Source organism: Achromobacter sp. HZ34 (genome assembly GCF_002209485.1).
Lineage (GTDB): Bacteria > Pseudomonadota > Gammaproteobacteria > Burkholderiales > Burkholderiaceae_B > Bordetella_C.
Genome location: NZ_NJIX01000002.1, coordinates 817,984 through 839,475, shown reverse-complemented (window position 1 = coordinate 839,475; position 21,492 = coordinate 817,984). Strand labels below are relative to the sequence as shown.

Annotated in this window: 19 protein-coding genes; 8 read left to right on the top strand and 11 right to left on the bottom strand. The window is 65.3% G+C overall.

Annotation, left to right across the window (positions count from 1 at the left end; translation table 11 throughout):
• Window positions 1-49: 49 nt before the first annotated feature.
• The 3 genes from CEY05_RS10470 to CEY05_RS10460 all read left to right on the top strand — a co-directional run bounded on the left by CEY05_RS10470 (window position 50) and on the right by CEY05_RS10460 (window position 4,012).
• Entirely contained in the window at window positions 50-1,192 is a 1,143-nt protein-coding gene (locus tag CEY05_RS10470; protein WP_088598400.1) for a P1 family peptidase, read from the top strand.
• A gap of 96 nt (window positions 1,193-1,288) precedes the next feature.
• The gene (locus CEY05_RS10465) at window positions 1,289-2,107 is read left to right on the top strand and encodes a M55 family metallopeptidase (protein ID WP_088598399.1); all 819 of its coding nucleotides are present in this window, start codon (window positions 1,289-1,291) and stop codon (window positions 2,105-2,107) included.
• A gap of 18 nt (window positions 2,108-2,125) precedes the next feature.
• Entirely contained in the window at window positions 2,126-4,012 is a 1,887-nt protein-coding gene (locus CEY05_RS10460) for an aminopeptidase P family protein (RefSeq protein WP_088598398.1), read from the top strand.
• Window positions 4,013-4,036: 24 nt separating this feature from the next.
• Here the strand turns inward: CEY05_RS10460 and CEY05_RS10455 are convergent, their stop codons facing one another.
• Window positions 4,037-5,038 carry a hypothetical protein gene (locus CEY05_RS10455; protein ID WP_088598397.1) on the bottom strand — a complete coding sequence of 334 codons (1,002 nt, stop codon included), beginning with the start codon at window positions 5,036-5,038 and terminating at the stop codon, window positions 4,037-4,039.
• A gap of 269 nt (window positions 5,039-5,307) precedes the next feature.
• Here CEY05_RS10455 and CEY05_RS10450 point away from each other — a divergent pair, with 269 nt between their 5' ends.
• From CEY05_RS10450 to ftsB, 3 genes are all read left to right on the top strand, one after another.
• Window positions 5,308-6,963, top strand: coding sequence for a CTP synthase (locus CEY05_RS10450; protein WP_088598396.1), 1,656 nt, complete (start codon window positions 5,308-5,310; stop codon window positions 6,961-6,963).
• Between the two features lie 151 nt (window positions 6,964-7,114).
• A complete protein-coding gene (eno, locus tag CEY05_RS10445; protein WP_088598395.1) occupies window positions 7,115-8,401 on the top strand; it encodes a phosphopyruvate hydratase in 1,287 nt (428 codons plus the stop codon).
• A 53-nt stretch (window positions 8,402-8,454) separates the two neighbouring features.
• Window positions 8,455-8,844: a cell division protein FtsB gene (ftsB, locus tag CEY05_RS10440; RefSeq protein WP_088598394.1), complete on the top strand. Its 390-nt coding sequence runs from the start codon at window positions 8,455-8,457 to the stop codon at window positions 8,842-8,844.
• A gap of 4 nt (window positions 8,845-8,848) precedes the next feature.
• On the opposite strand, the gene CEY05_RS10435 is transcribed toward ftsB, so the two are convergent.
• The 9 genes from CEY05_RS10435 to CEY05_RS10395 all read right to left on the bottom strand — a co-directional run bounded on the left by CEY05_RS10435 (window position 8,849) and on the right by CEY05_RS10395 (window position 17,391).
• Window positions 8,849-9,577 (bottom strand): TadE/TadG family type IV pilus assembly protein, encoded by a 729-nt coding sequence (locus tag CEY05_RS10435; protein ID WP_088598393.1) that lies wholly within the window; start codon window positions 9,575-9,577, stop codon window positions 8,849-8,851.
• 192 nt (window positions 9,578-9,769) lie between these two features.
• Entirely contained in the window at window positions 9,770-10,696 is a 927-nt protein-coding gene (gene hslO / locus CEY05_RS10430) for an Hsp33 family molecular chaperone HslO (protein WP_088598392.1), read from the bottom strand.
• 136 nt (window positions 10,697-10,832) lie between these two features.
• Window positions 10,833-11,354 carry a gamma carbonic anhydrase family protein gene (locus CEY05_RS10425; RefSeq protein WP_088598391.1) on the bottom strand — a complete coding sequence of 174 codons (522 nt, stop codon included), beginning with the start codon at window positions 11,352-11,354 and terminating at the stop codon, window positions 10,833-10,835.
• 15 nt (window positions 11,355-11,369) lie between these two features.
• Window positions 11,370-13,112, bottom strand: a complete 1,743-nt coding sequence (locus tag CEY05_RS10420; protein WP_088598390.1) for an acyl-CoA synthetase — start codon at window positions 13,110-13,112, stop codon at window positions 11,370-11,372.
• Between the two features lie 216 nt (window positions 13,113-13,328).
• Window positions 13,329-14,207, bottom strand: coding sequence for a UDP-2,3-diacylglucosamine diphosphatase (locus CEY05_RS10415; protein ID WP_088598389.1), 879 nt, complete (start codon window positions 14,205-14,207; stop codon window positions 13,329-13,331).
• A gap of 269 nt (window positions 14,208-14,476) precedes the next feature.
• Window positions 14,477-15,196 carry a site-2 protease family protein gene (locus CEY05_RS10410; protein ID WP_088598388.1) on the bottom strand — a complete coding sequence of 240 codons (720 nt, stop codon included), beginning with the start codon at window positions 15,194-15,196 and terminating at the stop codon, window positions 14,477-14,479.
• 109 nt (window positions 15,197-15,305) lie between these two features.
• Complete coding sequence (locus tag CEY05_RS10405) at window positions 15,306-16,253, bottom strand: DUF2167 domain-containing protein (RefSeq protein ID WP_088598387.1); 948 nt, start codon at window positions 16,251-16,253, stop codon at window positions 15,306-15,308.
• Window positions 16,254-16,500: 247 nt separating this feature from the next.
• A complete protein-coding gene (locus tag CEY05_RS10400; protein ID WP_088598386.1) occupies window positions 16,501-17,088 on the bottom strand; it encodes an RDD family protein in 588 nt (195 codons plus the stop codon).
• Between the two features lie 123 nt (window positions 17,089-17,211).
• Window positions 17,212-17,391, bottom strand: coding sequence for a hypothetical protein (locus CEY05_RS10395; RefSeq protein WP_143220362.1), 180 nt, complete (start codon window positions 17,389-17,391; stop codon window positions 17,212-17,214).
• 215 nt (window positions 17,392-17,606) lie between these two features.
• Between CEY05_RS10395 and pxpB the strand changes: the two genes are divergently transcribed.
• Entirely contained in the window at window positions 17,607-18,347 is a 741-nt protein-coding gene (pxpB, locus tag CEY05_RS10390; protein ID WP_088598384.1) for a 5-oxoprolinase subunit PxpB, read from the top strand.
• Complete coding sequence (locus tag CEY05_RS10385; RefSeq protein WP_088598383.1) at window positions 18,344-19,381, top strand: biotin-dependent carboxyltransferase family protein; 1,038 nt, start codon at window positions 18,344-18,346, stop codon at window positions 19,379-19,381. Before pxpB ends, CEY05_RS10385 begins: the two co-directional genes overlap by 4 nt.
• 274 nt (window positions 19,382-19,655) lie before the next feature.
• On the opposite strand, the gene CEY05_RS10380 is transcribed toward CEY05_RS10385, so the two are convergent.
• Complete coding sequence (locus CEY05_RS10380; protein ID WP_088598382.1) at window positions 19,656-21,464, bottom strand: THUMP domain-containing protein; 1,809 nt, start codon at window positions 21,462-21,464, stop codon at window positions 19,656-19,658.
• Between the last annotated feature and the right edge of the window lie 28 nt (window positions 21,465-21,492).

Below are 21,492 nucleotides of genomic sequence, written 5' to 3'. Positions count from 1 at the left end.
ACGACAACGGCCCGTGACGGGCCGTTGTTCATGAGGAGTAAGCAACACCATGGACGGCAAGAATCAAGCGCCGCGTATCGGCAGGCTGCCCGCGGGCGCCCTGGATAATATTTGCGATGTGGCCGGGGTGACCGTCGGCCACGTCACCCTGGATGACGGCCCGATCCAGACTGGCGTGACGGTGCTGCGCCCGCATGGCGGCGATTCCTACCGTGACAAGGTGCCGGCCGGCGTGGCGGTGATCAACGGCTTCGGCAAGAGCATCGGCCTGGTGCAGATCGAGGAACTGGGCGTGCTGGAAACGCCCATCGCGCTGACCAATACCTTCGGCGTCGGCACGGTGGCCAATGCCCAGATCCGCGCGGCCGTGAAGGACAATCCGCAAGTCGGCCGCGAGTGGGCGACGGTCAACCCCTTGGTCTTCGAATGCAATGACGGGTATCTGAACGACATCCAGGCCCTGGCGGTGACAGAGGCGCATTACGGCCAGGCGCTGGTCGCCGCTGGCCAGGTGTTCGACCAGGGCGCCGTGGGCGCGGGGCGCGGCATGTCCTGCTTTTCCTTCAAAGGCGGCATCGGATCGGCTTCGCGTGTGGCCGGCGGCCATACGGTCGGCGCGCTGGTGCTGGCGAACTACGGCCGCAAGCCCAACCTGACCGTGGCCGGCCGGCCCTTCGGGCGCTGGCTGAGCGAGGCGGAAGCGGATGCCGGCGCTGGCTGCGCGCTTGGTGCGGCCGGCACCGGCGCATCGGACGCGACCGCGGCGACCGACGCGACCGGCGCCCGCACGGGCGGCCCCGCCAGCGGCCCGGAGAAGGGCTCCATCATCCTGCTGTTGGCCACCGATGCGCCGCTGGACGCGCGCCAACTGCGCCGGCTGGCCGTGCGCGCGGGCGCGGGCCTGGCGCGCACCGGCTCGGTGTATGGCCACGGCAGTGGCGACATCGCCCTGGCGTTTTCCACCGCCTACACCGTGCCCCACCTGGCCGAGCGCGGCATGCCCGCGCCGCGACTGCTGCACGAAACCCGTATCGATCCCTTGTTCGAAGCGGCCGCCGAGGCCACCGAGCAGGCCATCATCCATGCCATGTGGCGCGCGGTCACCGTGCACGGCCGCGATGGCCATGTCCGCCAGGCCATCACCGCAGCGATTTCCGACTGGTCCGCCTGGCTTGCCCGCAACTTGCCCTAGCAGGCGTTCGCCGTGCCGGCGGCGCAGTGCTGTCCGGCGACGCCAGACGGCCCGATAGCAGAATTACTCGAACAGACTTTTTTTCAGAATCAGACCATGCGCATACTTGTTTCCACCGATATCGAAGGCGTCGCCGGCGTCTTCCACTCCCAGCAGATCACCGCCGGCAACGGCGAATATGAAAGGGCGCGCGCCTGGATGACCGGCGAGGCCGACGCCGCCGTGCGCGGCGCCTTCGCCGGCGGCGCCGACGACGTCCTGGTCAACGATTCCCACGGCGGTTTCCGCAATCTGCTGCCCGACGGTATCGACGAACGCGCCCGCCTGGTCATGGGCAAGCCGCGCTACCTGGGCATGATGGGCGGCCTGGAAGAACCCTGCGATGGCGTCTTCATGATCGGCTACCACTCGCGCGCGCAGGGCCGCGGTGTCCTGGCCCATACGATCAACAGTTTCGCTTTTGCAAAAGTACGCATCAACGGGATGGAGCTGGGCGAAGCCGGCCTGTACGGCGCGCTGGCGGGCGAGCTGGGCGTGCCCGTGGCGCTGGCCACCGGCGATGACGTCTTCATCGGTGAAACCCGCGAGCTGTTTCCCGACGCGGTATGGGTGCAGACCAAGATCGCGCGCGGGCAGGGCAGCGGCGCCACCCTGTCGCCCGCGGCATCGCGCGCGGCCATCGCCGAGGCCGCCGAAGCCGCCATGCACAATATCAAAACGCTGCAACCCTTCCGCATCGCACCGCCTATAGAATGCCAGCTGCAGACGCAGACCACGGCCGTGGCCGACCTGTTCTGCATGTTGCCCTCGCTGGAGCGGGTGGATGGCGTGAACCTGCGGTTTAATACCGACAGCATGCAGGCCGCCATACGCACACTCAACAGCCTGGCCGCCATGTCTTTCATGTTGCGATAATTTTTTTTCGAGGAATCCATGACCCAACCGCAGACGCCATCGTCCACGCCGTCCGCCGCGCACACTACCGATGCCCGCATCGCCGCCGTGCGCGCGGTCATGGCCACGCGCGGACTGGCCGCCTGTCTGGTGCCGTCGGCCGATCCGCATCTGTCCGAATACCTGCCGGCGCGCTGGCAGGGCCGGCAGTGGCTGTCGGGATTCACCGGATCGGTGGGCACCCTGGTGGTGACGGCGGATTTCGCGGGGGTCTGGGTCGACAGCCGCTATTGGGTGCAGGCCGAAGCCCAACTGGCGGGCAGCTGCGTGAACCTGATGAAAATCGCCGCGGTAGGCATACCGGGCCATATCGACTGGCTGGCGGCCAATCTGCCGGCCGGCTCACGGGTCGGGGTGGACGGCCAGGTGCTGGCGCTGGGCGCCTTCCATGCACTGGAGTCCGCGCTGACGCCGCGCGGCATCGTGCTGGACATCGGCCAGGACGTGCTGGACGCCGTCTGGCCCGAGCGGCCAGGACTGCCGCAAGACAAGATCTACGAACACCAGGCCCCGTATGCCTGCGTCTCCCGCGCCCAGAAGCTGCAAGCCGTGCGCGAAGCCATGCGGGTGCGCAAGGCCGGCGCCCATCTGATTTCCAGCCTGGACGACATTGCCTGGCTGTTCAATCTGCGTGGCGCCGACGTCGACTACAACCCCGTCTTCGTCGCCCATGCCTTGCTGCGTGAAAACGATGCCACGTTGTTCGTGGCGCCGGGCAAGGTGGACGCGGCGCTGCAGGCGCTGCTGCGCGAAGACGGTGTCACCGTGCGGCCGTACACCGAACTGGCCGCCACGCTGGCAACCTTGGGTGCAGGTGCAGGCACCGGCTCCGCTGCGGCGACGGGCGCGGGCCCGGACCTGGCCATCCTGGTCGATCCCGCGCGGGTGACGGTAGGCGTGCTGGCAGACCTGCCGGCGTCGGCGCGGCGCATCGAAGCCATCAACCCCAGCACGCTGGCCAAGTCGCGCAAGACCGATGCGGAACTGGTGCACGTGCGCGCCGCCATGGAACAGGACGGCGCTGCCCTGTGCGAATTCTTCGCCTGGCTGGAAGCCGCCCTGGCGCGTGGCGAGACCGTCACCGAGCTGACCGTGGACGAAGTCCTGTCGGCGGCGCGCGCCCGCAAGCCGGGCTTCGTGTCACTGAGCTTCGGCACCATCGCCGGCTTCAACGCCAACGGCGCCATGCCGCACTATCGCGCCACCGCGCAATCGCACGCCACCATTGCCGGCGACGGCCTGCTGTTGATCGATTCCGGCGCGCAGTATGTCGGCGGCACCACGGATATCACGCGGGTGGTCGCGGTGGGCCAGCCCGGCGCCGAGCAGAAGCGTGACTACACGCTGGTGCTCAAGGGCATGATCGCGCTGTCGCGCGCCCGCTTCCCGCGGGGCGTGCTGTCGCCCATGCTGGACGCCATCGCGCGCGCGCCCATCTGGGCCGGCGGCGCCGAATACGGCCATGGCACGGGGCACGGCGTGGGCTATTTCATGAACGTGCACGAAGGGCCGCAGGTGATTTCCCATCGCGCCCCGGCGGGACCGCACACGGCCATGGAGCCGGGCATGATCACGTCCAACGAGCCGGGGCTGTATCGGCCGGGGCGTTGGGGCGTGCGCATCGAGAACCTGGTGGCGAATCGGCCGTGGCAGACGACCGAACTGGGCGAATTCCTGGAGTTCGAAACCCTGACGCTATGTCCCATCGATACGCGCTGTGTCGACCGCGCGTTGCTGACGGCCGACGAGGCCGCCTGGCTGGATGCCTACCACGCCCAGGTGCGCGAACGCCTGCTGCCGCATGTGGACGGCGCGGCGAAGGCCTGGCTGGTCTTGGCGACCGAGCCGCGCACGTTGACGGCGTAATGGGGGCTGCCCGCCAGCGCGGGCCTACGCCGCGGCGACGTTCGTGGCGGCGCTGCCTTCGCGGCGGTAGAAGAGGCGGATGAACAGCCGGCTCAGCGGCACCATCAAGGCCAGGTAGGTGATCAGCGCGCCGATGATCAGTACCAGCAGCCCGCCCCGCAAGAGCGTGGACAGGCGCAGCGAGTAGGCAAGCACGAACGCCACGGCGAACTGGGCCAACTGTGCGCTGAGGAAGGCGCACAGCGCGGCCAGGATGGCCCGGCCAGGCGCGGCCCGCCAGGGCTGGATCTCAGTCAGCGGCTTGGCCACGGCCACCTTGGACAGCAGGGCGATCAGCAAGGGCAGAACGAGGTACAACAGCAAGGTCCAGGGCGTCTGGCTGCTGAGTTGCGACGTGTACAAGCCGACGGCGGGTCGCACCAACTGCACCTGCAGCACCAGCCAGGTCCAGGCGAAGATCACGGCAGCCGACTGCACGGCGGGCACCACGGGGCGGGCCTGGTCGTCGTGGCTCAGCGCCGGCGCGATGCGGCGGGCGTAGGCCAGCGTGGCCACGCTCATCAACAGGCCGGCGATGATGGTCTGCACCAAGCCGATGGCCTGTATGACCAGCGGCCCGGCGTAGGGGCTGTAATTCTCCATGCCCCAGCGCAGGATGGGCATCATCACCACCGGGTACAGGGCGATCCACAGCATCTGCATGGCCAGGGTGATGGCCACGACGGCAGCCACCATCAGTCCCTGCACCCGGCGGCGCGCGCCCACGGGCAGGGCGCCGTGGTTCTCTTCGTAGGAGCGCGTGCAGGCGTAGACCACCAGGCCGGTCAGCGCCAGGTTGGCCGCCCAGTCCAGCCCCAGGGTGAGTACGTAGCTCCAGCCCATATAGACTCTGCGCAGCTCCGCGGCATGTTCGCCGACGGACAGCTGCACCGCCATGAACGCCAACGACATCAGCAGGGCGGTGATGGCGGCGGTCAGGGCGAGCAGTCGAGGCAGGGGAAGGCGATCGCTGGCAGTGTCGGACATGCAGGCTTCCTTTTCTTATATGGACGGGCACTTCCCGAAGGATGGACGATTACTTCCTGGCGGGCGGCCGGGTCCTTCCCGAAGAATGGACGGGGTCCTCCCAAGGCGCTCGATCTTATCAAAATGGGGTTGGATCGCTACATACCCGGATGTCTCTAAGGTGTTGCTTTGTTACGCCCCGACGCTCAGGGAAAACCCAAACAGCGGCCAGCTCCCAGCTATAATCCAAATTTCCCGCACGCGCCCGGCCGAACCGGGTGCTCATTACGATGACCAAATACGTCTTTGTCACCGGTGGCGTGGTGTCTTCCCTGGGGAAAGGCATCGCCGCCGCGTCTCTTGCCGCCATCCTTGAATCGCGCGGTCTGCAAGTCACCATGCTCAAGCTGGATCCGTACATCAACGTCGATCCGGGCACGATGAGCCCCTTCCAGCACGGTGAAGTCTTCGTGACCGAAGACGGCGCCGAGACCGACCTGGACCTGGGCCATTACGAGCGCTTCATCTCCACCCGCATGCGCAAGGTGAACAACTTCACCACCGGGCAGATCTATGAATCGGTCTTGCGCAAGGAGCGGCGCGGCGATTACCTGGGCAAGACCGTTCAGGTCATCCCCCACATCACCAATGAAATCCAGGATTTCATCGCGCGCGGCGCGGAAGCCGGCTTCGATGGCGCCACCGACGTGGCCATCGTCGAAATCGGCGGCACGGTGGGTGACATCGAATCGCTGCCCTTCCTGGAAGCGGCGCGCCAGATGAGCCTGCGCCTGGGCCGTAACAACGCGGCTTTCATCCACCTGACCCTGGTGCCTTTCATCGCCTCGGCGGGTGAACTGAAGACCAAGCCCACCCAGCACTCGGTGCAGAAACTGCGCGAAATCGGTATTTATCCGAACGCGCTGCTGTGCCGCGCCGATCGCCGCATCCCGGACGACGAGCGCGCCAAGATCTCGCTGTTCTCCAACGTGCCGCTGGACGCCGTGATTTCGGTGTGGGACGCCGACTCCATCTACAAGATCCCGGCCATGCTGCAGAAGCAGGGCCTGGATAACCTGGTGTGCGAGGCGCTGGCCCTGACGCCGCCGCCGGCCGATCTGTCCATGTGGGATGACCTGGTCGACGCGCTGGAGCACCCTGAGCACGAAGTCACCATCGGCATGGTCGGCAAGTACGTCGACCTGACCGAGTCCTACAAATCGCTGACCGAAGCGCTGGTGCACGCCGGCATCCACACCCGTTCGCGCGTCAAGATCGAGTACATCGATTCCGAAGACATCGAAACGCGTGGCACCGACCAGCTCAAGCACCTGGACGCCATCCTGGTTCCGGGCGGCTTCGGCAAGCGCGGTACGGAAGGCAAGATCGCCGCCATCCGCTACGCCCGTGAGAATGGCGTCCCTTACCTGGGCATCTGCCTTGGCATGCAACTGGCCGTGGTGGAATTCTCGCGCCACGTGGCCGGCCTGGGCGGCGCCAACAGCACCGAGTTCGACCCCGCCGCGCCGCACCCCGTGGTTGCGCTGATCAGCGAATGGATGGACCGTGAAGGCAGCGTCGAGAAGCGCGACGCCAATTCGGACCTGGGCGGCACCATGCGCAAGGGCGCGCAACGCGTTCCCATCAAGGCCGGCACGCTGGCCTCGCGCATCTATGGCCCGGAAGTCAACGAACGCCATCGCCACCGTTATGAGGTCAACAACGTCTACGTGCCCCGCCTGGAAGATTCCGGCATGGTGATCAGCGCTCGCACGCCGTCGGAAAACCTGCCGGAGATGATGGAGCTGCCCAAGCACCCGTGGTTCGTCGGCGTCCAGTTCCACCCCGAATTCACCTCCACCCCGCGCGACGGCCATCCGCTGTTCAGCAGCTACATCCAAGCCGCCTTGGCCAATCAGTCCAAGCGTAACAAGGACGCTGCATGATGCGTCCCGGGGCGGTGAGTTTCGCCGCCCGGGACCGTCGCCTCGATGGCCAGCATGGTTTACGCCGCTCACACCCGCGAACGGGTGGGGTGGCGCGTTACCATAGCGCCGGGAGAGGGTCAGATTTTTCAAACGTTCTAGGGACAAAACCATGAGTGCAATTGTCGATATCATCGGCCGCGAGATTCTGGATTCGCGCGGCAATCCCACCGTCGAGTGCGACGTGTTGCTCGAATCCGGCGCCATGGGCCGGGCCGCCGTGCCGTCGGGCGCGTCGACCGGTACGCGCGAAGCCGTCGAACTGCGTGACGGCGACAAGAACCGCTATCTCGGCAAGGGCGTGCTGCGCGCCGTCGAGAACCTGAATACCGAGATTTCCGAAGCACTCATGGGCCTGGATGCCCAGGAACAGACCTTCGTCGACCGCACCCTGATCGAACTGGACGGCACCGACAGCAAGGAACGCCTGGGCGCCAACGCCATCCTGGCCGCCAGCATGGCCGTGGCCCGTGCCGCCGCCGATGAGTCGGGCCTGTCGCTGTATCGCTATTTCGGCGGTAGCGGCCCCATGAGCATGCCCGTGCCGATGATGAACGTCATCAACGGTGGCGCGCACGCCAACAACACCCTGGACATGCAGGAATTCATGATCCTGCCGGTGGGCGCGGCCAGCTTCCGTGAAGCCATGCGCTGGGGCGCGGAAGTGTTCCACTCGCTGAAGAAGCTGATCAACGCCCAGGGCATGTCCACCGCGGTGGGTGACGAAGGCGGTTTCGCGCCTAACGTGGCCAACCACGAAGCGGCCATCCAGCTGGTGCTCAAGGCCATCACCGAAGCCGGCTACGAGCCGGGCACGCAGATCGCCCTGGGCCTGGATTGCGCCAGCTCCGAGTTCTATCGCGACGGCAAGTACACCCTGGCCGGCGAAGGCGGCGTGTCGCTGACCTCGCAGGAATTCTCCAATCTGCTGGCGACGTGGTGCGACAAGTACCCCATCATCTCGATCGAAGACGGCATGGCCGAAAACGATTGGGACGGCTGGAAGATCCTGACCGAGCAACTGGGCAAGAAGGTGCAGCTGGTGGGTGACGACCTGTTCGTCACCAACACCCGCATCCTGCGTGAAGGCATCCAGAAGGGCGTGGCCAACTCGATCCTGATCAAGATCAACCAGATCGGCACCCTGACTGAAACCTTCGCCGCCATCGAAATGGCCAAGCGCGCCGGCTACACCGCCGTCGTGTCGCACCGTTCGGGCGAAACCGAGGATTCGACCATCGCCGATATCGCCGTGGCTACCAACGCCATGCAGATCAAGACCGGCTCGTTGTCGCGTTCCGATCGCATGGCCAAGTACAACCAACTGCTGCGTATCGAAGAGGAACTGGCCGAGGTCGCTTCCTACCCCGGCATCGAAGCCTTCTACAATCTGCGTTGATCGCCTGAGGGCGCGCGTCGTCAGGCGCGCGCCTTTTGCACGGATATTTACCCATGCGTCTGCTGTTCCTGGTCCTGTTTGCGCTGGTCGGCCTGATCCAATACCCTTTGTGGGCGGGGAAGGGCGGCTGGTTCAAGGTCTGGGACCTGCAGAAGCAACTGACGGAGCAGCAGGCGACCAATGACGGCCTGCGCGCCCGCAACAATGCGCTGGATGCCGAAGTGCACGATCTGCAGACGGGTACCGGCGCCATCGAAGAACGTGCCCGTAGCGAGCTGGGCATGATGCGCGACGGCGAGATCTTCGTGCAGATCCTGCCGCAGAATGCGGCGCCCCCCGCAGGTGGGGCCTCCGTGGCCGCCCCGGCCGCTGCCCCCGCCGCCCCCGGCGCCGTTCCCAACAATCGCCCGTCTTCGCCGGCACGTCCCGCCGCGCGGCATTGAGCGATCACCCTGGTTCTATCTTGCGTTGCGGCCACGCGGCGGCGTGAGACTGCATTTCTATCGCCAAGTCCTGCACGATTAGGACATTGCCGGCACGCGCTGCCACGGCGGACAGGCTGCCTTTGCCGCTGCCGGGCGCCAGCGCGCGTAATGCCGCGCGCGTGATGGGCGTCAGCGGTGGCAACTGATAGCTTAGTCGCAGCCGCAGGACATTCGCCTGGAATATCGTCAGTCCGGATCGGGGCCCACGTCCTTCAGGCCAGCCTGCCTGCAGGCGGCGGGCATGTTCCTCGGCCTGGTAGTCATTGCGTATGGCGACGAGGCGGTCCGTGGCGCCGACGCCCCGGGAGGAGTCTTGCCCAAGGCCTTGCATGAGCGGTTGCACAACGCCTTGCGCGCCACCTTCGCTGACGCCCGGCCTGACAGGCAGGCCCCGCATCCCGAAATCCGCGTATGCCTCGGGTGATGGCGAGAGGATGTCTATGCGCCAGGCAGGCGCGCCGCTATCGTAGCGGATGCGCCGCCAGCGGGCTTTGCTGGTGGGCAGTGGTCGCAGCCCCTTCATGAAGGCAACTGCCATCGTGGGCGGATATCCGTGCCCGGTGCCCCCCGCGCGCGCTGCTTCCATCAGGGCGACGTTCAGGACTTGCCGCGTCACATGCCAATACGCGACCTCGATGACCGCCAGCCCCGCCATCAGCAGCACCGGCAACGAAACCACCAGGCTGGCCATGGCCGCGCCCCGCTGGCCGCAGGCAGGAAACCACGAACGAAGGGAAGGGTACGCAGGCGCATTCATGCCGCACAGTGTCGGCCGCCAGCCGCCCCGCGTCCATTCGTAGATCTACGTGCGTAGATCTACGTAGGCAAAGGCCGTCAGCCGGCCAGGATACGGCAGGTGCTAGCCCTCCAGCCCTCACCCCCTTCAATGCAACGTAGGCGGATCCTGTTCCGGCAGCGTTTGCGCGCCGGCAAAGACGCGGGCGCAGTCGACCGCGTCGAACAGATAAGGCTTGCCGCAGAAGTCGCAGGCGACTTCCACATCGCCCCGGTCGGCGAGGATGCTTTCGACCTCTTCCCGGCCCAACATGCGCAACATGCCGGCGACCCGCTCACGCGAACAGCTGCAGCGCCATTGCACTTCGATGGGATCGAACGCCAGCAGGGTCTCTTCCCAGAACAGCCGATGGATGAGCGTATCGATGTCCAGCTGCAGCAACTCTTCGCCCTTGATGGTGGCGGCCAGCGCCCCGGCCCGTTCCCACGTCAGCTCGGCGCTGCCTGGCGCAGTGACGTCGCCGCTACCGCCCTGGTCGGGCAGGCGCTGCAGCAGCACGCCGGCGGCATGCTGCTCATCGGCCGCCAGCCACAGTTGCGTATCCAGCTGTTCGGACTGCTGCATATAGTGGGCCAGCGCTTCGGCCACGGACTCGCCCGTGATGGGCACGATACCCTGATAGGTCTGCTGCCCGGGCACCTTGCGCTGCGGATCCAGCACCACGATGAAGCGGCCGTTGCCGCCGGGATTCATCAGGCTTTGCAAGGTACCGTCTTCCGGCACCTCATGGCCCTCGCGCAGCTTGACGGTGGCGCGCAGGCTGAGATCGGCACGGCATTCCACCACCAGCAGGGAAATCGGCCCGTCACCTTGCAATTGCAGCAGCAGGGATCCCTCGAACTTCAGGTTGGCGGCCAGCAGGGTGGACGCCGCTACCAGTTCGCCCAGCAGGCGCTTGATGGCGAGGGGGTATTGGTGATTGGTTTGAGCATCCAGCCACGTCTGGTGCAGACGCACGGCCTGGACCCGCACAGTGCGGTCTTCGAACAGGTATTTCTTGAGTAGATCGGTCATGCAGGAATGTTAGCCGATCCGCCATGACGCCGGCATGGCGCCCGCGTGGCCGGCAGGGGCATGGCGGACACATGACGAACGCATGACGAACTCACGGTGAGCCCGCCCCGGCCGGCAGGGCGGTCCGCCTGCCTTCCTAGGCGATCCGCTTCAGCGCCCGCTTGTACTGCGCGGCGCGCAGCACATACCCCGCCGTATTCTTGCGCATGTTGGCGATCTCGTCGGGCGACAGTTCGCGCACGACCTTGCCGATGCCGATCACCAGGCTGTTGTCAGGAATCACGCGGCCTTCGGGCACGATGGCACCCGCGCCGATCAGGCAATTGCGCCCCACCACCGCATTGTTCAGCACGATGGCCTGCATGCCCACCAGGGCGCCCTCGTGGATGGTACAGCCGTGCAGCATGGCCTGGTGGCCCACGGTGACATTCGGGCCCACCACCAGGGGCTTGTCGGCATCCACATGCAGGACGCTGGATTCCTGGATGTTGCTGCCGTGCTGGATCACGATGGACGTGTTATCGCCCCGTATCGTCACTTGCGGCCAGATGCTGACGCCCGCTTCCAGGGTGACGTTGCCGATCACCACCGCGCTGTCTGCCACCCAGGCGTCGGGGTCGATGTTGGGAATGAGGTCCTCTAGTTGATAGATCGCCATGCGGCGTTGTCTCCGTCAGGTCGCGGCCGGTGTGGATGGATTCGCGGGAGATGCCGGCGCAGTGGGCGTGGCCTGGCCCGGCGCGGCAGCCGTGGCCTGGGCCGCCTGGACCGCGCGCTCTTCCTCTCTCAATCTCAACACCCGGCGCTGTATCTTGCCGCTGGTCGTCATCGGCAGTTCGTCCAGGAATTCGATTTCCTTGGGGTATTCATAAGCCGCCAGGCGATCACGGACATAGTCCTGCAATTCCTGGATCAAAGCTTGCGGCTCGCGCTCCGCATAATCGGGCGTCCGCACCACGTAGGCTTTCACCAGGGCGCCACGCTCGGCGTCGGGCTTCGGCACCACGGCGGCGTTGGCGACGGCCGGATGGCTTACCAGGCAGCTTTCGATCTCCCCGGGGCCGATGCGGTAGCCGGCGGACTTGAACACGTCATCGCTGCGGCCGGCGTACCACAGGTAGCCCTCGGCATCGATGCGCGCCAGGTCGCCGGTACGACACCAGTCGCCGGTGTACTTGGCCGCCGTGGCGGCCGGGTTGTTCCAGTAGCCGAGAAACAGGATGGGGTCGGGATAGCCGTGGATATCCAGGCGGTTCAGCGCCACTTCGCCGATCTCGCCGGCCGCGACCGGCTGGCCTGCGTCGTCGATGACGGCAACCTGGTGGCCGGGATAGGGCCGCCCCATGCTGCCAGCCTTGGCCGGCCAGCGGCGCTGGCTGTTGCCCACCAGATAGTTCATTTCGGTCTGGCCGAACATTTCGTTCGGCGTGATGCCCAATGCCGTCTGGCACCAGTCGAACACGGCCTGGCCGACGCTTTCGCCGGCGCTCATCATGGCGCGCAGGGCCAGCCGATAGCGTTCGCGGGGCGCCGGCACCGTCTTCATCATCGCCTTCAAGGCGGTGGGGAAGAGGAAGGTGTTGGTGACCTGATAGCGCTCCATCAGCTCGAAGGCGCGCTCGGGCGAGAAGCGGGCGCGGGTGGCGACGATGGGGTGGCCAAAATACAGCGTCGGCAGCAGGGCATCCATCATGCCGCCAGTCCAGGCCCAGTCCGCGGGCGACCAGAACACGTCGCCGATCTTGGGGAACCAGTCCTGCGAGGCGACGAAGCCGGGCAGGTTGCCTATCAGCACCGAATGCGGCAGCAGGGCGCCCTTGGGCGCGCCGGTGGTGCCGGAGGTGTACAGAAGGATGGCCGGATCGGTCGCCAGCGTCGGCACCGCCTTGAATTCCGAAGGCTGGCGCGCCAGCAGGCTGCGCCAGGGCAGCACGCGTTCGTCGGCGAAGCCGATGCCGATGATCTGGTGCAGGCTGGGGCACTGGTCCGCCACCTGCAGCAGATTGCCGCTGGACGCGGCGTCGACGATGGCCACCCGGGCCTCGGCGTCACGCAGGCGCGCTTCCAGGGCGTCCGGGCCGAACAGGGATGAAAGCGGCAGGATGACGGCGCCGACGGTGTAGGCCGCCATGTGGGCGACGACGGTTTCTGGCCGTTGTCCTAATACAACACCGATGCGGTCACCTTTGGCCACACCCATGCGTACCAGGCCGTTGGCCAACTGATTGACCGCCTCGGCCAGGCGCGCATACGTCCATACCTCGCGGTTGCCGGCCTCGTCCTCGTAATAAATCGCGATACGCCGCGCGTCGGGGCTATTCGCCGCCCAGCGATGGCAGCAGACATCCGCGATGTTGAACTGCGTGGGCACGAGCCAGCGGAAGGATTGGTAAAGCGCCTGGTATTGATCGTTCATGGCCCTGTCGTGAGAGGAAGGCGGCCATCCGCCCGTTACAACGATGGGAGACTCGTCGGCAGTGCTTTTGGGGCCAGAGTGCCCCAATCGCAAGCATGACTGAGAGGGCGTTGAACTGCAACATTCCCGTTCATTTCAATTGGCTCACCTTGCCGTAGGCTAGGGTTTCCACTGATATGCAACGGGGGGCGGGGCGGCCGGCGGCCGCCCTTGGCGCTATTTGCCCTGGCGGCGCAGGGCCGAGGGCAGGGCGGGCAGTTCGACGGCGCGCCGGCGGCCCGTGGTGGGGGTGGTTTCGTTGCGCTCCGCCATGACGGCGGCCCAATCCAGCAGGCGCAGCTGGCCGCTGTGGTCTTCGGTCAAGGCCGACAGGCTTTCCACCCAGTCGCCGTCATTGCAGTACAGCACGCCCTCGATGTCGCGCAGTTCGGGCTTGTGGATGTGGCCGCAGACCACGCCGTCCATGCCGCGCCGGCGTGCTTCGCCGGCCAGCGTCTGCTCGAAGTCGCTGATGAAGGCGACGGCGTTCTTGACCTTGTGCTTCAGGTACTGGGACAGCGACCAGTAGTGCAGGCCCATGCGGTGGCGCAGGCGATTGAAATGGTGGTTCAGCCACAGCGCCATCTGGTACAGGCTGTCGCCCAGGTGCGCCAGCCACTTGCTGTGCTGGATCACGCCGTCGAACTGGTCGCCGTGCAGCACCAGCAGTTTGCGGCCGTCGGCGGTGATGTGGACGTCCTCGTCGAGGATCTCGATGTCGCCGAAGGCGTAGCCGGCGAACTCGCGCGCGAATTCGTCGTGGTTGCCGGGGACGAACACGACGCGGGTGCCGTTGCGGGCCTTGCGCAGGATGCGCTGGATCACGTCGTTGTGCGCGCGTGGCCAGTGCCAGTGCTTGCGCAACTGCCAGCCGTCGACGATGTCTCCGACCAGGTAGAGTGTCTCGGCTTCGTTATGTTCGAGGAAGTCGAGAAGGAACTCCGCCTTGCACCCCGCGGTGCCCAGATGTATGTCGGAGATCCACAGCGTGCGCCAGTGGGTAGGGCGGATTTCGTTCACGGCGTGCGTCCTTACAGGCTGCTTCCACGTAGGCATGGGAACACCTGGGGATGACGGCACTGTTAAAAATGGGTGAACGCTTTATGACATGCCCTGGGACGCCGTCATATTCCTTCTTCTTTTTTGATCATTCCCGCCGGCACCGGAAATCGGCGCCGACGGATCGGCAGATCTTCCATCCTTCTTCCAGAGGAAGAAGGATGGTCAGCCCGGTCGCAGGCGGTGGCGGCGGCCTTTTCCTTCTTCCATAGGAAGAAGGATAGGAATACCTGGAAAAGAAAGAAGGGTTGGAATGCTCCTTTCCTTTACGCGCCGCCGAGCATCTCGTGCACATCGTGCGTCATGATCGCCAGCAACCCCACCAGGCCGATGTAGACGGCGGCGTAGCTGATCTTGGTGGCGGCGCTGGTGGCGTAGTAGGCCTCGTTCTCCGGCGCCGCAGGATCGTAGCGCCAGGCCTCGATCACCTTGGGAATGGCCAGCACGGCCACCAGGATCAGCATGGGACTGGGCCGATAGAAGAATAGCGCCCCCAGTATGGGCACGCCCACCAGCCATATGCGGGGGGAAAGCACGGCGGTGATGCGCCCGCCGTCGAAAGGCGACAGCGGAATCAGGTTGAACAGATTGATGAAGAAGCCGGCGTAGGACAAGGCCAGCAGCAGGCGGCTACCCTCGTTACGCGCGATCAGATAGCAACACAGCGCCGCCACCGTCCCCAGGAACGGACCGCCAAGTCCGACATAGGCTTCGGTCTCGACGTTGTGCGGCATCTCTTTCATCTCGATCCATGCGCCGACGAAGGGGATGAACGTCGGTGCGCCCACCTTGAGCCCGCGTTGCTGGGCAGCGATGTAATGGCCCATCTCGTGCACGAAGATCAGCGCCACGAAGCCGACCGCATAGCGCCAGCCGAAGACCAGCGCATAACCCAGCACCGACAGCAGCATGGTGCCGCCCGTCAGCAGCACTTTGCTGAACTTCAGGTATTTGAAGGCCGAAAACAGGAGGAAGAGCAATTTCACGGCGCGATTCGTGTCACAGGAAGAGGAAAAAAGAAAAGGGCTTGCGTCTGGCGCAAGCCCTTACCTGGCGCTGCGGTTATCGCAGGATCAAGCCATCATCGCGCCGGGATTACACCGCGCCCGGCGACTTCGGTTCTTCGATCTTCGGTTCTTCGACTTTGGGCTGCTCGGCCTTCTTGCGGCGGAACAGCTTGAAGAATGCACCGCCGCCCGCTGCGACGGCAATGATCGCCAGCTTGCCGAACTTCAGCACGAAAGCCGCGATGATCGCCAGCAGGCCCAGCTTTTTGGCCGCCACGCCGGCCACCAGCGCGGCCAGGCCGTATTCGGCGATCTTGTCGGTGGACGAGTTGAAGTCCGCGTACTTCTTGCCGTCGTTGTAGTTGAGGTTGTCCAGCAGTCCGATCAGGGCAGGCTTCTGTGCCGCCACCATGCTCTTGCTGGTCAGCAGGTCCAGGCTGATGTAGCCGTCGCGGCCCAGGGCGTAGGTGTTGTAGTTGACGGTTGCGTCGGCATCGGCGGCGCTGCCTTTGTCACGGCCTTCGACCGACCATACCAGGCGCTGGTGCGCGCTGTCGTATTGCGGCGGCTGCACCCAGCCCACCACTTCCAGTTCCGGAATGCCGCGCGTGCGGCGCTCGCTGTTTTGTTCCTCGGTCCCGTCGCGCAGGCTCTGCAGCAGTTCCTTGACGTCCCAGTTCTTGGCGTCGTCGTCCTTGATGTAGCCGGCTTTCTCGAAGTTGGCCGTGACGATCCAGTCATCCGGCGAGTCGGCCGGCGGCATGAACAGCCCCATCAGGGTGTCATCCTTGCCGTTGCCGTAGGCTTCCATCAGGCGGTTGGCCTGGGCGCGCGGCACGAAGATGGTGTTGGGCGGCAACTTCAGCGTGGCCTGGTCACCCAGGTGGACAACGCCACTTTCCTGGGCGGCGCGGAAGGCCGATTCAGTGGCGGCCTGGATTTCCCGCTGCGCGGTTTCCGACTGGGCGGAGGCGCTGGGCGCGAACCCGAAAGCGGTACCGAAGATGGCAAGGGATGCGAGCAGTTTGGCGTACATAGTCGGATTTTTTCTTGAACTTTTAGACCGCGCCATTGTCGAAGGGGCCGCCTGACTCTTTTCTGAATGGCTGTTCCCAATGTGTCGCCAAAGGTAAGGCGAGTTAAGGGAAAGCTGTGCCAAAAATCGACGGGCGAGGCAGCGCTATTCCCGCCGGGATAGAGCGCTCAAGGGATTTCCCTTATGAATCGCATCGCGCAGCGGGCCTGGCTGGATAGCACCAGCGGCCGCCGTGCTCTAAGAATTGTTACATTGAGGCGGTCGCATTGACATGTTTTGTCGCAGCTGACGGCGTGTTGATCAAGCGGGTACCGGCAAGCCGATCGTGCAGGAACTGCCCGTCCTTATCCAGCCAACTGCCGGCGAAGACGGCGAAAGGCGCCACGACAATAAGCAGTTGCATGGTCGGCCAGCCGCTCCAGATGGTCGCGCCCAGGATCAGGCCGGCAGCGGCCAGCGGCAGCACCCAGGCCAGTACATAACGCAGGACCAGGCGCGCCATCGTCGGCGGCTGTCCCGTGCTGCCGACCAGCCGGATGTTCCAGGTCTTCATCGGCAGGGTCTGCCCGCTGCGGCGCCAGCAGGTGATGAAATAGGCGCCCAAGGCCAGGAACAACCACGCTTGCCGGCCATGCCGGTACATCATCCCGCTGCGGCTCTGCGTCAGGGTGTCGAACAGATAGCTTGCCAGGAACACCACGCCGAACAGCAGCACGGCTTCATACATCATGCAGGCGAACCGGCGCAGCCGGGGCGGCGCTGCGCCAGGGGCATTGGACGGGAGCGCAGGGGCGGCGGATGAAGCGGACGTCGTTGGCGTAGAGGGCGTGGGCATCCGCGCATTATGTGGGGCAAAAAAAAACCCGTCACTAGGTGACGGGCTTAAAAAGGGGCTTTGCAGCCCCCAAGGGGATCGGTACAGATGCTGACGCCGTGGTGTTCTGGCTAAGTTCTTAGTTTAGGCGTTAGCGGTTTCGCCGGTGTGACGCTGGGCCGGCGAGCGGACGGTGTGAACCATCTTGCTCAGCAGCTTACCCAGCGCGCGCAGCGGACGGGGACGGAATTGTTCTTCGATTGCCTGGCGCATCAATTGACGTTCCAGTTCGTCGGTCAAAAGCATAGTGTTGTGGTCAATCACGATAGTATCTCTGAGTAGCACCGCCAAGCACGTCGTTCCCTGTTTCTTCAGACAATATTCCGTGCTTGACTACGGGATAACCCGGATTGTAGGGGTTAACCCTAGACTATGCAAGCGGCACATTTACAACAGTTTATGTTGCGCCGCTCCCTTCGCCGGGGTTCCAGGCACCGCTACTGCCGCGCATAGCGGGGACGCATCGTAGAATCATCGGCATGAACTCAAGTCCAGACGCTATCGCCAATTCGTCCTGGCGCATCGAACCGGTCGGTGACCGGTGCCTGCTGGTCGCCTTCGGCGATCGCGTGAGCGCGGAAGTCAATCGCACCGTGTTGTCCTTTACCGCCTGGCTGCTGGATCATCCTTTGCCTGGGGTGGTCGATGTGGTGCCTTCCTTCACCACGGTGGCACTGCATTATCAGCCGGAGGCCTACGCCGGCAGCGGCTCCACGGCCACGCCCTTCGACCAGTTGCTGGGTAAGGTGCAGGACGTGTTGGCCCGCGGCGTCCCTGACGTAGAACTGGGTGGGCGCACCGTGGAGATACCGTGCTGCTACGGCGGCGAATACGGTCCCGACCTGGACGAAGTTGCGCAGCGCTGCAACTTGAGCACGGACGACGTGATACGCCTGCATGGCGAATCGCCCCTGGTGGTCTACACGTTCTATTTCGCGCCCGGTAATCCCTTTGCTGGCGGCCTGGACGAGCGCCTGTCGCTGCCGCGGCGGCAGACGCCGCGCACGCAGGTGCCGGCGGGATCCGTGGCCATTGCCAACAACCTGGCCACCATCTATCAACTGGCCATGCCCGGTGGCTGGAACCTGATCGGGCGCACCCCCTGGAATCTGTTCGACCTGAAGCAGGACCCGCCGGTGCGCCTGCAGCTGGGTGACCGCCTGCGTTTCGTCCCGGTGACGCCCGCCGAATTCGATCGTCTGTACGAGGCGCGCTCATGATACGAGTACTCAAACCCGGGGCGTTGACCCAGCTGCAGGACCTGGGACGTTATGGTTATCAACGCTATGGCGTGCCGGTCAACGGCGTCATGGATGAATGGTCGCACCGGGTGGCCAACATCCTGGTCGGCAACGACGAGACCGAAGCCACGCTGGAATGCACCCTGACCGGTCCGACGCTGCAGTTCCAGGACGAACGCCTGATCGCCCTGTGTGGCGCGGATATGCGGGCGAGCGCGGACGGTGTGCTGCTGCCCTTGAATGAACCGGTGCTGTTACGCCGTGGCGTGACGCTTACGTTCGGTGAATGCCGGCGGGGGGCGCGGCTGTACCTGGCGGTGCGAGGCGGCTTCGACGTCGAGCCCGTGATGGGCAGCACCAGCACCTTTACGCGCGGGAATTTTGGCGGCTTTGCCGGCCGGGCGCTGGCCAGGGGCGACCGCCTGCCGCTACGGGCGGCGGATACCGGCTATCCCAAGGCCAGGCGCCTGCTGGTGCAGTGCGGTACGCCGTTCGTGTCGGCGGCGGTGTTCGACCTGCCTGCGCGCGGGACCACCGAGGCGCCGGAGGTGGTGCGTGCGATGCGGGGGCCGCAGTGGCAGGCGTTCACGGAAGCGGCGCGCGAAGCTTTTGTGTCCACGCCGTTCACGGTGGATACGCAGTCGGATCGCATGGGCTACCGCATGCGGGGCGAAGTGCTGAAGCTGACGCAGCCGCTGGAGATGATTTCGGAGGCGACTGCTTTCGGGACGGTGCAGGTGCCGCCGGATGGCAATCCCATCGTGCTGATGGCGGATCGGCAAAGCGCGGGCGGTTATCCCAAGATCGCTTATGTGGCCAGTGTCGATCTGCCGCTGCTGGCCCAGTCGCTGCCGGGCGCGGCGTTGCGGTTTGCCATCGTCGAGATGGAGGAAGCGCAGGCGCTTTATCTGGCACGTGTTGACGAATTGGCTGCCCTGCGTGAGCAGGTGCGGGCGGCGATGGCCGTGCCCGCGACGCCTCAGGGCGGCGGCGCGGCTGACGCACAGGAATAAAGAATTTTTAAATGATGGGGGAACCCCCATCGCCCCCCTTCTTGGGCTATCGCCCTTGCGGTCGAAGTTGTCGCCGATGCGCAAGGAAGAATGGGTTTTTAAATGATGGGGGGAGCCCCCATCGCCCCCTTCTTGGGCTATCGCCCCTGCGGCCGAAGTTGTCTTCGGCGCGCGAGGGGAAATGGATCTTCAGGTGATGGGGGATCCCCATCATCTACCTTCCGGGGCTATCGGCCCCTGGCAGAAGTTGTCGCCGGGGGCCGTGCGGGCTGGTTCAGTCTTCGCCTTGATCGTCGTCTTCAGCAGGCTTCGGATCCTGCGTGCGCCGTTGCGCACGGTCGGTGTCGCGGTAGCCGGCTTCGACCAGTTCGAAGCTGAACAGGCGGCAATCGAGGGCGCCGTTGTAGAGTGGCGTGCGGCGCGCCGGCTTCAGGCGCAGCTGCTGCGGCAAGGTCATGTCGCTGGAAATCACATGCAGTTGCCAGCCGCCGAACTGCTTCTTCAGGCAACTGGCCCAGTCGCGCCACAGATCCGCTTCGGCACCCGCTTCCAAACGCTCGCCATAAGGTGGATTGGTCACGATCCAGCCTGACTTGGCCGGGGCCTCCAAGCTGCGGGCATCGGCCACTTCGAACTGGATGGTGTCTTCGGTCAGCCACGCACGCTCGGCATTGTTGCGCGCGAAGGCGATGGCGTCCGGATTCAGGTCGCAACCATACAGCGGCGTTTCCAGTTGCGGCCGGATATGGGCGCGCGCATCGTCCTTCAGGTCGCGCCAGCGCCGGCTGTCGAAGTCGCGCATGCGCTCGAAACCGAAGGGACGGGCGATGCCGGGGGGCACCCCCAGCGCAATCCAGGCTGCTTCGATGAGTATGGTGCCGCTGCCGCAAAAGGGATCGAGCAAGGGCTCGGAGGGATCCCAACCCGCCAGGGCCAGCATGCCGGCCGCCAGGTTTTCACGTAGCGGGGCCTCGCCCTTGTCCAGGCGCCAGCCACGCTTGAACAGCGATTCGCCGGAGGTGTCAAGGTAAAGCGTGGCGGTGTCTTGCGTAAGGAAGGAGAACACGCGGGCGTCGGGACGCACGGTATCGATGTCGGGCCTTGCGCCTTCACGGTCCGTGAGGCGGTCGCAAATGCCGTCCTTGACCCGCAGATTGCAGAATTGCAGGCTGCGCATGGGACTCTTGATCGCCGAGGTGTCGACTCGCAGCGAGTGTTCCGCGCCGAACCAGCGTTCCCAAGGCGTGTTGTAGGCCAGCTCCATCAGGTCGTCTTCGTGCTGCACGGGGCCGTGGGCCACTTGCACCAGCACGCGCGTGGCCAGGCGCGAATACAGATTGGCGCGCTGGATGCCTTGCCAGTCCGTGCTGAAACGGGCGCCCGCGCGGCCGGCTTCAGCGTCATCGAAGCCCAGGGCCTGCAGTTCCGCGGTCAATGCTTCCTCGATGCCTTGGGGGCAGGGGGTGAAGACCGTGTAGATCTCGTTGCGATCGTAGCGTTCGTGACGGCGTGGCTCATGGCGTTCACGGACTCTGCGGCCGTAGTCGGCATCGCCGTAACGGCCGTCGTCGTGGCGCCCGACCCGGCCGGTGTAAGCGCCCTCGTCGGGCGTCTCGGCACGGTTGCGGTCGCCACCGCGCGCGGCGTGGTCGCCGTGACGGTCATCGGCAGCCTGGCGGGCACGGGGCGCACGTTCGCCGCCGTCACGATTGGCCTCGCGACGTTCGCCACGATCACCGGCGCCGTAACCGCTGCGACGTTCGCCACGATCACCGGCGCCGTGACCGCTGCGACGTTCGCCGCGATCACCAGCGTCATAACCGCCGCTACGCTCGCCACGATAGTCCTGGCTGTCGCTACGGACATAGCTGACTCGGGCGTCGGCGTCCTGGACGATTTCACGTTCTTCGGCCGCCGCCGATCTTTCCTGCTGGTCGCGCGATCGCTCGACCTGGGCAGCCGCGCGGGCGCGGGCGCCGCTGCGCTTGCGCGGTGGACCACCCGCGTCGCTGGCTTCAGCCGGGCGGGGCGATTTCTTGACGGAAAGAGTCTTGCGGGGGCGGTCCGGATCGTCGGCGGTCATGGCAGGGGGAAAGCAGAGTGAGAGAGGC